Below are 12,998 nucleotides of genomic sequence, written 5' to 3'. Positions count from 1 at the left end.
CTCGGGAGTCAGCATGCCGAAGTCACCACAGCTCGCGACCCTCTCTGCGCTCGCCCTCGTGCTGGCCGCAGGATGCGCGAAGAGTCCGTTCGAGCAGGAGCGGGCCGACGCCCTCCGACGCATCGCGGGCGTCACGGAGGACCGCCAGCGTGCGCCCTTCGGGGAACAGCCGCCGGAGACACGCACCACGGCTCCCCAGTCCTCGATCGACCTCGGGTTCTCCCAGGAGCGCCTCGACGAGCTCGCCACGATGGCCGGGGCGACCTCCTATCGCGGCGTCAAGCCCGACACCGGCCCCGGGCTCTTCGGCGACGACACCCCGGTCGTCACCATCACCCTCGATGACGCGATCCGCCTGGCCGTCCAGAACAACCTGAACCTGCGCAGCGCCGCGTTCCTGCCGGCGATCAGCCTCGAGGCCCTCGACGCCGCCGACGCGGCGTTCGACTGGGTGTTCTTCACCGGCGTCGAGTGGCGCAGCGTCGACCAGCCCCAGTCGTTGCGCGTGATCGGGAACACGCCGGTCGGATCGGGAGCGCTCGTCAACGAGTCCGTCCGCTGGAACACCGGCGTTCGCAAGCCCCTCCGCCAGGGCGGGACCTTCGACGTCGCCGCGAACCTCACCTACATCAACGACAGGACGCCGGGCACGAGTCTGTCGCCCGACCCCTCGCGCGCCGCGGTCCTCGAGTTCGGCCTCAACCAGCCCCTGCTGCGCGGGTTCGGGTCCGACTCCGCCGAGGCCGAGGTCCGCCTCGCCGAGAACCAGACCCGGCGCGCCGCGCTCGTCACCAAGTCCGAGCTGCTCACCCTCGTCCGCGAGGTCGAGCGCGGGTTCCAGAACCTCAGCCGCGCGCACCACGCCCTGCTCATTCAGCAGCGCCTGCTCGAGCGCGGCGTCGAGACGCGCGACGTGCTCGCGGGACGCCTCGAGTTCGACGTGCGACCCGCCGAGTTCTCCGACGCGCGCGCCCGCGTCGAAGCCCGACGCGCGAACCTCATCCGCTTCCAGCGCATCCTGCGCCAGCGATCCGACGAGCTCAAGGCCCTGCTCGACTCAGAACAGTTTCCGCTCGCAGGCGAAGAGCTCCTCCTGCCCCCGGCGAACGTCGACGCGTCGCCCATCGACTTCAACCTGCTCGACTCCATCACCTCGGCCCTGCAGAACCGCCCCGAGCTCCAGCTCGCGCTGCTCAATATCGACGACGCCGCGATCCGCCAGCGATTCGCCGACAACGCGCGCCTGCCGCTTCTCGACCTGAACCTGCGCGCGGCCCTCGCCGGCCTGGACGACAGCTTCGGCGACGCCTTCGGCGATATCGCCGACAGCGACTACGTCGATTACATCGCCGGGCTGCAGTTCGAGCAGACCATCGGCAACCGCGGTCCCGAGGCCGTCGTCCGCGTGCGACGGCTCGAGCGCCTCCAGTCGGTGCTCGACTACGCCACCCAGGTCCGCAACTCGGTCCTCCTCGTCAAGAGCTCGCTGCGCACCGTCGTCACGAGCTACGCCCTCATCGAGCAGACGCGGATTTCGCGCATCGCCGCCGCCGAGAACCTCCGCACGCTGCTCGTCGAAGAGCAGACGCTGCGCGGCCTGACGCCCGACTTCCTCAACCTCAAGCTCAACCGCCAGGAAGCGCTCGCGCAGGCCGAGCTCGAGGAGTCCGGCGCCATCATCGATTACAAGATCGCACTCGCCGAGCTCTACGACGCGATGGGCATCCTCCTCGACAAGCGCGGCATCAGCTTCGTCGCGCCCACCGCGGATGAACTGCTCGAGCGAGGCACGGAGTGGGAGCCGCGCACCCGACCCGACGGTTCGCAGTCGCGCCCCGCGGGCCGATGACCGCGCCGCGCGACATCGCCGGCGAGATCGCCGCCGCCGTGGAGCGACTGCGCGAGGGGCGCGCCGTCGCCTTCCCCACCGAAACCGTCTACGGGCTTGGCGCCGACGCGCGCAGCCCGGCGGCGGTCCGCGAGGTCTTCCGGCTCAAGAACCGCCCGCCAAGCAACCCCCTCATCGTGCACGTCGCCGACGCTTCGGGCGCGCGCGCCGTCGTCGCGCACTGGCCCTCGCGGGCCCAGGCGCTCGCCGACCGGTTCTGGCCGGGTCCGCTGACGATCGTGCTGCGCGCAGCCGACTCGGTCCCGCGCGAGGTGACCGGGGGGGGAGACACCGTCGCCGTCCGCTGCCCCGACCACCCGGTCGCGCTCGCGCTGCTGCGCGCCTTCGGGGGCCCGCTCGTGGGCCCCAGCGCCAACCCCTCCGGCTCGCTCAGCCCCACCTGCGCCGAGCACGTCCGCGAGTCGTTCGACGAGCGTTCCGTGATGGTCCTCGACGGCGGGCCCTGCCGCGTCGGCATCGAGTCCACTGTGGTCTCGCTCGCCCACGACCCGGCGCGGATCCTGCGATCGGGCGCGATCGGCGCCGACGAGCTGGCCGACGCGCTCGGTGAATCGCTCGACATCGACACGCACGCCGCCGACGCCGCCGAGGGCTCGGCCCTCGCGTCGCCCGGGCGGCTCGCCTCGCACTACGCGCCCGACGCGCCCGCGTTCCTGCGCAGCCCCGACGAGATCGCCGCCGAGCTCGGCCGCGGCACGGGCAGCGTCGTCGTTCTCTCGCACGCGCCGCTGGACGCGCCGGTGCGCGAGGGCGTGACGCTCATCGCGATGCCCACCACCGACCGGGCCTACGCGCACCGGCTCTACGCCGCCCTGCACGAGGCCGACGAGCTCGGGCCCGAGCGCATCCTCATCGAGCATCCCCGGGGCGAAGGCCCGGTGTGGGACGCCGTGCGCGATCGCCTCCGGCGCGCCTGCGCGCCGCGCGGGTGAGTCAGCGCCGGCGCGTCATCCGATCGACGCGCGACCCGTCGGCGCTCTCGACGAGCGCCTCGTCCGCTTCGGACAGGAACAGCCCGTGCCCGATCACGCCGTCGATGCGCGCGAGCGCGTCGTTCAGCGCGCGCATGTGGATCGTTCCCCCCACCGGCGCGTCGATCACGACGCACGCGTTGTCGGTGCGGTACTCCGAGCCGTCGTCGCGCGCGCGGACCGGCCCGTCGAGGCCGATGGCGCGCAGGCGCGCTCGCACGCTGGCGAGCGCGAAGGGCATCACCTCGATCGGCAGGGGGAACCGCTCCCCGATCCGCTTCACTCGCTTGCTCTCATCGATGAGGTAGACCCGCTGCACGCTCGCGTTGGCGACGAGCTTCTCGCGCGTCATCGCCCCGCCCCGACCCTTGAGCATCGTCAGGTCGTCGGTGATCTCGTCGGCGCCGTCGAACAGATAGTCCACGCGCTCCACCCCGGCGAACTCGATGACCTTCAGCCCCAGCGCGCGCGCCAGCTCGGCGCTCGCCTCGCTCGTCGCGACGCACTCGATCGACAGACCCTCGCGCTGCGCGCGCGCCGCCAGCGCCCGTATGCCGCGCGACGCGGCCCGACCGGTGCCCAGCCCGACCACCATCCCGCTGCGCACCGGGGCGACCGCCATTTCCGCCAGCGTGTCTGTCGTCGTCATGGCGCGAGTGTACCCGGTCGTGGCCGCAGCGCGTGCAGCGCCACCGCCAGGGCCGCGGAAACATTGATCGAATCGGCGCCCGGCGCCATCGGGATGCGAACCCGAGCGTCGGCAAGGCGCATCGCGCGCTCCGAGAGCCCGGGCCCCTCGGTGCCCACCAGCAGCGCCAGCCGTCGTCCCGGCGCCAGGGTCGCGGCGAACTCGTCGATGTCGCGCGCGTCGTCCCCGGGCGTCAGCGCCACGGTCAGCACGCCGCGATCGCGCAGCGCGTCCATCCCACGCGGCCAATCGCCCCTCGCGAACCGCGCCGTGGGCACGCGCAGCGCGTGGCCCAGCGAGGTCCGGATCGACTTGCGGTACAGCGGGTCGGCGCAGGTCGGCGACAGCAGCACGGCGCTCGCGCCGAAGGCGGCCGCGTTTCGGAACGCCGCGCCGATATTGTCGTGGTCGACCAGCCCGTCGAGGATCAGCGCCGTGGACGGCGCGTCGCGCAGGAACTCGTCCAGCGCGCACAGCGCGTCGCGCTCCTCACGCCGTTCGCCCAGCGCCAGCACCCCCTGGTGGAACGGGAACCCGATCACGCGCTCCAGTGCGTCGCGCGCCGTCACGAACACCGGCAGGTCGCCCGCGACCGGGCTCGCGTCCAGCAGCGCGCGCGCCTCGCCCTCTCGGCGCGCGTCGAGCAGAACCGCCTTCAGCGCGAAGCGCGCGTCCGGCGCGAGCATCCGCCGGAGGACGAGCATCCCCTCGCCCACGAAGACGCCCCGACGGCGCAGCGCGTCCCCCTCGCGCGTGGCGCGGAAGTCGTCCAGCCGGGGATCGTCGAGATCGGCCACGCGTTCGATGCTGGGCACGCGAGCGTTCTAGCATCCCTCGTATGAAAGAATCCACCGCCACATCTCGCGCCGTCCTCGCCCTGCTCGCCGCCGGGCTCGTTCTGACGCTCAGCGCCTGCAAGCCCGAGCAGAGCGGGACCGCCACAGGGCCCTCCTCGTCCTCCGACCCCGTCAGCCCGACCGACCCCGGCGCCCCGATGGGCCCGGTGACGATCAACGCGACCCAGGGCGAGGGCGCGGCCGACCCCGCCGCCGCGTCCTTCGGCGTCGCCGGGCTCGTGATGCCCCGGCCCCAGGGCTGGTCGCTCGACGCGCCGGGGCCCATGCGCGCCGCCCAGCTCAGCCACCCGGACAACCCCGACGCGATGATCGTGTTCACCCACTTCGGCGAACGCGGCGCCGGCTCGGCGCCCGACAACCTCACCCGCTGGGCGCGACAGGTCCTCGACGCCTCCAACCAGCCCACGCTCCCCGAACTCACCGAAGAACGCCGCGGCGATCTCAAGATCACCATCGCGAAGCACGTGGGCGTGTACATGTCCGGAACTCCCGGAACGCAGCCCGTCCCCATGCCCGACACCCTCTTCCTCGGCGCGATCATCGAGGGCGGCCCGCGAGGCCCCGTCTACATGCGCGCCCACGCGCCCAGGGCGTTCATGACGGCGCAGGAAGAGGCGGTCCGCGCCATGCTCCTGGGCGCACGCGCCGAATGAGCGCCGTCGATCGGTACGACCTCTACGAGGCCGCGGCCCAGTCTCCCGACATGGAGGCACGCTTCCTGCGAGCCGTCCACGCCGCACACCCTCGCACGCTCCGCGAGGATTTCTGCGGCAGCGCCGCCGTCTGCCGCGCCTGGCTCGACCTCGATCCATCCCACCTGGCTGTCTGTGTCGACAACGACCCCGGCGCGCTCGACGCGCTCCGCGCACGCGCCACGCCGGCGCAGCTCGAGCGCATCACGGTCGTCGAGAAGGATGTTCTCGACGCGAACGAACGGGCCGACATCGTCTGCGCGCTCAACTTCCCCGTCGGCTATTGGCACACCCGCGCGGCGCTCCTGCGCTATCTGCGATCGGCGCGAGAACGCCTCAACCCGGGCGGCGTGTTCGTCTGCGATATCTACGGCGGCGCCAGCGCCTTCATCGTGGGCGAGTCCGACCAGGAGCTCCGCGGCGGGGTGCTCTACACCTGGGAGCAGCGCGACGCAGACCCGACCACAGGCATCGTCGAGAACGCGATGCACTTCCGCCTCCCCGACGGGCGCGAGATCGCCGACGCGTTCACCTATCGCTGGCGCCTCTGGTCCATCCCCGAGCTGCGCGACGCGCTCGCCGACGCCGGCTTCGCGAGCTCCGAGGTCCACAACCGGCTCGGCGACGCGATCGACCACGAGGGCAACCTGCACGTCCGCCCCGTCATCGACGCCGGCCTCGAGCTCGACGACGACTATGTCGTCTATGTCGTCGCCCGGCGCGACTGAACCGCCCTCCCCCCGGGACGATACCCTTCCGCGGTGCAAGCCCCCCTGACGCACACGCTCGCGCTGACCTTCCTCGACCCCTTCGCCGGGCTCCTCGCGGCCGGGCTCAGCGTGCCCGCGCTCCTGCTGCTGTACTTCCTCAAGCTCCGTCGCCGCCCGGTGCGCGTGACCGCGTCCTTCCTCTGGCAGCGCGCCGCCGAAGACCTGCAGGTCAACACGCCCTTCCGCTGGCTGCGCGTCTCCGTCGTCCTGCTCCTCCAGCTCCTGGCGCTCCTGCTGCTCTGCGCCGCGATCGCGCGCCCGGCGCTCTCCGACCTGCCCCCGGCCGGCGGGCGCGTGATCCTGCTCATCGACGCGTCGGCCTCGATGTCCGCGAGAGACGCGTCGGGCGGCGCGAGCCGGCTCGACGACGCGAAACGCCGCGCACTCGAGTTTCTCGACTCGCTCGACCTCGGCTCGACCCGGGGCGCCGACCGGACCGAGGCGATGGTGCTCGTCGCCGCCGCCGAGACGCGCGTCGTCGCCAGTTTCTCCAGCGATCGCGCCGCGCTCCGCGCCGCGATCCGCTCGGTCGAGCCCACCGACCAGCCCGCCGACCTGCGCGCGGCGCTCGAGATCATCGACGCGTTCGCCGCTCAGACGACGGCGGACGAGTCCGACGAGGCGTCGGCGCCCACGCTGGTGATCTTCAGCGACGGCGGCCTCGCCCCGGCGCAGCACGACGGATCGGCGCGAACGAGGTTCACCGCCGCGGTTCGCGAGGTTCGATTCGTCTCGGCCGGGCCCGACGCGCAGCGCGACCCGCAGAACCTCGGCGTGGTTGCCATCAGCGCCCAGCGCGACGAGCGCGCTCCGACGCTGGTGCGCGTGTTCGGGCGCGTCGCGAACGCGTCGCGCCAGCCGGCGCAGGCGTCGGTGACCCTCGAGATCGACGGCAGGGCGTCCCGCTCCGTGTCGATCACGGTCCCGGGCAGCGACGGGTTCCGCGCCGGCGAAGCGCCCGTCACCTTCGAGGCCGACGCGCCGGGGCTCGCGCTGCTCACGCTGCGCGTCACCCCGGGCGGCGATCTCGCGTCCGACGACAGCGCGTCGCTGGTCATCGATCCGCCCGGCGGCGTGACGATCGCGCTGGTCGCGCCGGTCGGCGCCGTTCCCGGCCGCGCGTCCCCGGACTCCTTCCTGCGCGAGGCGCTCGAGGCGCTCGAGCCGCGCCTGCTGCGCGTCATGACGCCGACCCAGCACGACGAGCTCGTAGACCGCAACGACCGATCCGCCGGCTCGCCGCTGACCGCGGATCTGGTGGTGTACGACCGCGTGACGACCGGCGCGCTGCCGCTCACGCCGAGCGTTTCGTTCGGCGCGCCGCCGCGGATCGAGGGACTCGTGCTGGAGCCCTTCGGTGGCCCGGCGCGCGCGACGCGGTTCGTCTCATGGCAGCGCACGAACCCGCTGATGCGCGCCGTGGCGCTGGGCGACACGCTCGTCGCCCGGCCCCTCCAGCTCACGCTCCCGGGCGTGGGCGAGTCGGGGGTCTCGCGCGTCGAGCCCATCGCCTTCGGCGAGCGCTCGCCCCTGATCGTGTTCCTGGAGCATCGCGGCGTCGGGCGCGTCGTCGTCGCGTTCGAATTGGCGCAGAGCACCTGGCCCCTCGACATCGGATTTCTCGTGTTCCTCGCGAACACGGTCGAGGCGCTCGCGCCGCGCGCCAGCGCCGCGGGCCGGGCGTTCACCACGGCGCAGCCCCTGGTCGTCCGCCCGGCGCCCGGCGCCGCGCGGATCGAGGCGACCGGGCCGGCCACGCTCGAAGCCCGCGCGCCCGCCGACGGGTCCGCCTCGAGGGTCTCGCTCGGGATTCCCACACGCGCGGGTCTGTATTCGCTCGCCGGGGCGCTGCCCGAGGACGCCGTCGCGCCGGTCAACCTCGCCGACGCGCGGGAAAGCGCCATCCGGGCGGCCGACCGCCTCCCCATCACGACGCGCGACTCCGACGCCGTCAGGGCGGGCGAGGCGGCCCCCCGGGAAATCTGGCACCTGTTTGCGCTCGCCTCGGTGCTTTTCCTGGCGATGGAGTGGTTGCTCTTCGCGTGGCGGATGCGCGTCTGACTGGCTACATTGCGCCCGAATGCGAGCCACACCCCTCCGCGTCCTTCCCCTTTTCGCATCGTCGGTCGCGCTCTGCGCCAACCCCTACGCGCCAGAGAATCAGCCCCTCTCCCCCGACAGGCCCGAGCGGCTCGAGCGCACCCTCGACGAGATCGAGTCGGCGCGCTCGTTCATCGAGCTCGACATCCGCGGGCGCGGCGCGTTCGGCGCCGACGGCAAGCAGACAGGGTCGTACGACCTCGGGCGTCTCGACGCGACGCTCGCGTGGACCACGTCGCTCAACGACTCGATGCGCCTCCGTATCGCCGCGTCAACTTCGCAGTCCTACTACGACTTCGACGACGTGCAGGGCGTCATGCCCGGCGCCGACGACCCCTGGGACCACCTCCAGAGCTACCGGCTCGGCGCGACGCTCTTCAACCGCGTCGACGAGGTCTGGAGCTGGCTTGTCGGCGTCGATGTGCGCCTCGCCTTCGAGTCGGGCGCCGATCTCGAAGACTCTCTCGAACTGCGCGGCGTCGTCGGCGCCGAATACCGCGTCAGCAAGGACCTCGCGTTCACCTTCGGCATCGCCGCCGGCTCGCAGATCGAGGACGACGCGCTCATCATTCCCCTGATCGGCATCGACTGGCGCATCGACGAGAAGCTCCGCCTCGTCTCGCGCGAGCTCGGGCTGCTGCTGTCCTACCAGGTCGCGGAGCACTGGACCGTCGGCGCGTTCGGCAACTACGAGCTGCGCGACTGGCGCCTCGACGACTCGCGCGCCGTGAACCCCGACGGCGTGGCGCGCGAACGCGCCGTCATCCTCGGGCTCGAGGCCAAGTACCGCCCGTCCAACAGGATCGAGCTGGGCGTCGAGGGCGGCGCCATCGTGTGGTCAAAGCTCACCTCGCTCGACTCCAACGGGCGCACCTTCGGCAAGCAGGAGTTCGAGCCCGCGCCCTTCATCGGGCTCAGCGCCGTGTTCCGGTTCTGATGCGCCGAGCGTTCACGCCGCCCCCAGCCCGCGGTGCTCCACATCGCACGCGAACCGCTCGGGGTCGATCGCCTCGAACGCGTAGACCGGCCGATTGGTGATCGTGCGCCAGCGTCGCGCGGTCTCGTGCGCGAACAGCGGCGCGCTGTTGCTCACCACCACCGCGTCGAATCGCTCCGTCCTCGCCTGCGAGGATTCCAGCAGCGGCGTGCCCATGCACCAGCGAATGCCGGCATGCACGAAGCGGTCGTCCGCGATCGCCTCGACGCGCACGCCGACGCGCCGCGCGCACTCCAGGTACATCGGGATGTTCTTCCCCAGCGTCGCGAACACCACGCGCCGAACGCCCGACGCGTGCAGGCGACGGAACGCGCCCTCGATCCGGGCGCGACCGAACAGGTCGTCGAAGATCCGCTCGTCCAGCGTGCGCCGTGACCGCAAAGAGGGCGCCGCGTGCGCCGCCAGCACGCCCCGGCGCGCCGCCCAGGGCGACTGCGCCGTGCGCCCAAGCGCGAGGTACCGCTCCGTCCACGCCTTCGCGTACATCGCGCGCCAGGGCGCAGGCAGGTAGCGCAGCGCCTGGCTGATGTTGTTCCGCGCGTCGAGATAGATCGTGCGCGACGGGCGACGCCCGCTCTGGTGCTTGCGATGGATCGCCACCAGGTCGTGGAACACCGCGCACTCCCACCCGCGGGCCGCGAGCCGGTACACGATGTCGTACTCCTCCGCCTGCATGAACAGCCGACGGTCATAGCCCCCGGCGCCCAGCAGCGCCTCGCGCCGGAACGCGACGGCGGCGCCGACGAACACCCGCGGCAAAGCCCCGCACTCCCACTGCCCGCCCGGCAGACGCACCCCGAAGCCCGCGCACGCGAGCTGCCGGTCGGTGTCGAGCCGGCGCTCCATCGGGCCCCACGACTCGGGGAGGGGGGCGCAGTCGTCATCCAGCGCCACGACGTACTCGCGTGTCGCACGCTCCAGCGCGATCTGCTTGGCCGTCGGGCCCAGATTCTCGTCGAGCCTGATGAGCGTCGCGTCGGGCCTCGCGTCGCGCACCGCGCTGCCGGTCAGGTCCGTCGACGCGTTATCCACGACCAGCACCTCGGCGTCGGCAGGAAGTGCGCGGAGCGTCTCCCTCAGGGCCGCGGCCCGGTTCCGCGTCGCGATGATCACGCTGAAGCGGCTCATTGTGCGAAGACTCCGGTTCAGCCATCGTCCGGAAAGGGACGATAACTTCAGCGTGAATCAGGCCCAGAAGGTTGTTTCCATCGCCCAGGCGGCCACCACCGCCCGCGACGCCCAGCGCCGCGGACGCACCGTCGTCATGTGCCACGGGTGTTTCGACATCGTCCACCCCGGCCACCTCCGCCACCTGCTCTGGGCCAGGGCGCAGGGCGACATGCTCGTCGTCTCGGTCTCCGCTGACGCCGTCATCGACAAGGGCCTCGGTCGCCCGCTCGTGCCCGAGCGCCTGCGCGCCGAGAACCTCGCGGCCCTCGAGTGCGTGGACCTCGTCGTCGTGTCCCCCTCGCCCACCGCCGTCGACACGCTGCAGGCCATCAAGCCCGACCGCTATGTGAAAGGCGCCGAGTACAAGGACGCCCACGACGCCCGCCTCGCCGCCGAGCGCGATGTCGTGCTCGCCTACGGGGGCAAGGTCCTCTTCTCCTCGGGCGATGTCGTCTATTCCTCCACGAGCATCATCAACACCCGCTCGCGAGACTGGGCGCTCACCGCCGATCGCGTCGCGGGCTATCTGCAGCGCCACCACCAGACCGAGCGCGGCCTGCGCAAACTTCTGGAGCACGCCGCCGGGCTGCGCTGCCTGGTCGTGGGCGACACCATTCTCGACGAGTACATGCACTGCGACCCCACGCACATCGCGGGGGAGTCGCCCATGATGAACGCCACGCTCGTCGGGAAAGAGCGCTTCATGGGCGGGGCCGCGATCATCGCCCAGCACCTGCGAGGGCTTGGCGCCAAGGTCACGCTCGCGACGCCCGTCGGGCGCGGGCGCAGCAGCGGCCAACTGCTGAGGATGTGCGACGACCACGCGATCGACACGATCCCGCTGCGCCACGCCGGGCGCATCCCTCGCAAGAGGCGATACCTCGCGAAGGGCCAGAAACTGCTGAAACTCGACGACGCGCCGCCCCCGGCGTTCTCGCGCCACAGCGTCGACGACTTCGTGCGCGAGATCGAGAACGCCGCCCCGGCGTGGGATGTCGTCGCGCTGATCGACTTCGGCTACGGCGCCCTCTCGCAGGACACGCTGGGCCGGCTCATCAAACTCCTGCGCCCTCGCACCCGCGTCATGCTGGGCGATGTCTCGGGTCCGCGCGCCGACCTGCTCGCCCTCAAGGGCTGCGATGTGCTCATGCCCACCGAGAGCGAACTCCGTAGCGCGCTCCAGAACCCCACCGACGGCGTGGCGACCCTCGCCGGCTCCATCGCCGCGCGCGCCCAGGCGAAGCATGTTCTCGTGAAACTCGGCGAAGACGGCGCAGTCGCCTTCGACGCGACGCGCAAGGATTCGTCGGGTCGCATGCTCAACGACTTCCTCCCCAGTTTCGCCCCTCGCGCCGTCGACCCGCTGGGCTGCGGCGACGCGATGCTCAGCGTCGTCGGGCTCACGCTCGCCGCCGGGGGCGGGCTGTTCGACGCGCTGCTGCTGGGATCGATCGGCGCCGCGATCGAGGCCGAGACGCCCGGCAACCGCCCGCTGGTGCTCGAGCCCTTGCTGGATCGCGTCGAGGACGAGTTCGAAAGCGTCGCCCGCGCGATGAAGCGGCGCGAACGGCGCGAGGACCGGGGCACGCACGCGGTGGCGTGAAACGAACACGGGCCGGACGCGAGCGCCCGACCCGTGGTACGTGCTGTTCGATGAAGACCCTCCCCCGGCCCATCTCGCGAGCGGGAGGGGGGAAAGATCACGCCATCGCTTTGTTCGCATTCGCCTTCGCGAACTTCTCCATGAACGCGACCAGCGCCGTCACGCCCTCGGGCGGGAAAGCGTTGTAGATCGACGCGCGCATGCCGCCGGCGGAGCGGTGGCCCTTCAGGCCGTCCATGCCCGCGGCGGTCGCCTCCTTGATGAACTGCTTCTCGAGGTCCTCGGTCGGCAGGCGGAAGGTCACATTCATCAGCGAGCGCGAGCCCTTCTGGGCGTGGGCGCGGAAGAAGTCCTGCGCGTCGAGGAAGTCGTAGAGGGGCTTGGCCTTCGCCTCGTTGCGGCTCTGCATGGCCTTCAGCCCGCCCTCGCTCTTGATCCACTTCAGCACCTCGCCAACGGCGTAGATCGGGAACACCGGGGGCGTGTTCGGGCGGCTGTCGTTCTTCGCGTACTCGCGGTACTGGCACAGCGAGGGGATCGTCTTGCTGCCCTGCTCGAGGAAGTCCTCGCGCGCGATGACGATCGTCGTCCCCGCGGGGCCGAGGTTCTTCTGCGCGCCGGCGTAGATGAAGTGGAACTTCGTCACATCGAGCGGTCGCGAGAAGATGTCGGACGACATGTCGCACACGATCGGCACGCCCGAGGGGGCTTCCGGCATGCGGTGCCACTCGGTGCCGTAGATCGTGTTGTTGGAGCAGTAGTGCACATAGGCGGGCGACGCCGAGAACTTCAGCGCGTCCTTGCCGGGGATGTACGAGTGGTTCTTGTCCTCGCTGGAGCCGGCGAGGTGGACGCTCGCGAGGGCCTTGGCTTCCTTGTAGGCCTTGTTGGCCCAGACGCCCGTGTCGATGTAGTCGGCGGTCTTGTTCGTGCCGGCGAGGAAGTTCATCGGCAGCAGGTGGAACTGCGCGCTGGCGCCGCCGGTCATGAAGAGGATCTTGTAGTTGTCGGGGATGCCGGCGAGTTCGCGGAAGAGCGCCTGCGTCTCGTCGAAGACGCGGTCGATCGACCCGCCGCGATGGGAGTGCTCGAGCACGCCGATGCCGGTGCCGTGGATGTCCCAGATGTCCTTCTGGATCTGCTTCAGCACGCTCTCGGCGAGGACGCCGGGGCCGGCGGAGAAATTGAAGGTCTTGCGGGTGTGCATCTGGCGTGGTCCTTTCAGGCGGTGTGCTTGCGGC

General features: G+C 71.5%; 11 protein-coding genes. 7 read left to right on the top strand and 4 right to left on the bottom strand.

Annotated features, from left to right (window positions below; genetic code table 11):
- Positions 1-13 precede the first annotated feature (13 nt).
- On the top strand, positions 14-1,849 hold the full coding sequence (locus tag KF684_06240) for a TolC family protein (GenBank protein ID MBX3352516.1): 1,836 nt from the start codon (positions 14-16) through the stop codon (positions 1,847-1,849).
- Positions 1,846-2,841: a threonylcarbamoyl-AMP synthase gene (locus KF684_06235; protein MBX3352515.1), complete on the top strand. Its 996-nt coding sequence runs from the start codon at positions 1,846-1,848 to the stop codon at positions 2,839-2,841. Before KF684_06240 ends, KF684_06235 begins: the two co-directional genes overlap by 4 nt.
- 1 nt (position 2,842) lies before the next feature.
- Here KF684_06235 and rpiA read toward each other — a convergent pair whose 3' ends face one another.
- Positions 2,843-3,529 (bottom strand): ribose-5-phosphate isomerase RpiA, encoded by a 687-nt coding sequence (gene rpiA, locus KF684_06230; GenBank protein ID MBX3352514.1) that lies wholly within the window; start codon positions 3,527-3,529, stop codon positions 2,843-2,845.
- A complete protein-coding gene (locus KF684_06225) occupies positions 3,526-4,383 on the bottom strand; it encodes an RNA methyltransferase (protein ID MBX3352513.1) in 858 nt (285 codons plus the stop codon). The genes rpiA and KF684_06225 overlap by 4 nt, the downstream gene beginning before the upstream one ends.
- 23 nt (positions 4,384-4,406) lie before the next feature.
- Between KF684_06225 and KF684_06220 the strand changes: the two genes are divergently transcribed.
- Genes KF684_06220 through KF684_06205 form a run of 4 tightly spaced genes read left to right on the top strand, consistent with a single transcriptional unit; the run spans position 4,407 to position 8,924 of the window.
- Entirely contained in the window at positions 4,407-5,078 is a 672-nt protein-coding gene (locus tag KF684_06220; protein ID MBX3352512.1) for a hypothetical protein, read from the top strand.
- A complete protein-coding gene (locus KF684_06215; GenBank protein ID MBX3352511.1) occupies positions 5,075-5,845 on the top strand; it encodes a class I SAM-dependent methyltransferase in 771 nt (256 codons plus the stop codon). The genes KF684_06220 and KF684_06215 overlap by 4 nt, the downstream gene beginning before the upstream one ends.
- A gap of 33 nt (positions 5,846-5,878) precedes the next feature.
- On the top strand, positions 5,879-7,948 hold the full coding sequence (locus KF684_06210; GenBank protein ID MBX3352510.1) for a VWA domain-containing protein: 2,070 nt from the start codon (positions 5,879-5,881) through the stop codon (positions 7,946-7,948).
- 19 nt (positions 7,949-7,967) lie between these two features.
- Positions 7,968-8,924, top strand: a complete 957-nt coding sequence (locus KF684_06205) for a hypothetical protein (protein ID MBX3352509.1) — start codon at positions 7,968-7,970, stop codon at positions 8,922-8,924.
- 12 nt (positions 8,925-8,936) lie between these two features.
- Here the strand turns inward: KF684_06205 and KF684_06200 are convergent, their stop codons facing one another.
- Positions 8,937-10,112 carry a glycosyltransferase gene (locus tag KF684_06200; protein MBX3352508.1) on the bottom strand — a complete coding sequence of 392 codons (1,176 nt, stop codon included), beginning with the start codon at positions 10,110-10,112 and terminating at the stop codon, positions 8,937-8,939.
- 52 nt (positions 10,113-10,164) lie between these two features.
- On the opposite strand from KF684_06200, the gene KF684_06195 reads away from it, so the two are divergent.
- Positions 10,165-11,757 (top strand): adenylyltransferase/cytidyltransferase family protein, encoded by a 1,593-nt coding sequence (locus KF684_06195; protein MBX3352507.1) that lies wholly within the window; start codon positions 10,165-10,167, stop codon positions 11,755-11,757.
- 97 nt (positions 11,758-11,854) lie between these two features.
- On the opposite strand, the gene serC is transcribed toward KF684_06195, so the two are convergent.
- On the bottom strand, positions 11,855-12,964 hold the full coding sequence (gene serC, locus KF684_06190; GenBank protein MBX3352506.1) for a 3-phosphoserine/phosphohydroxythreonine transaminase: 1,110 nt from the start codon (positions 12,962-12,964) through the stop codon (positions 11,855-11,857).
- Between the last annotated feature and the right edge of the window lie 34 nt (positions 12,965-12,998).

The sequence above is a fragment of the Phycisphaeraceae bacterium genome (assembly GCA_019636675.1).
Classification (GTDB): Bacteria; Planctomycetota; Phycisphaerae; order Phycisphaerales; family UBA1924; genus JAHBXC01.
The sequence above is the reverse complement of the archived record's forward strand: the minus strand, read 5'-3'. Positions and strand labels throughout refer to the sequence as shown.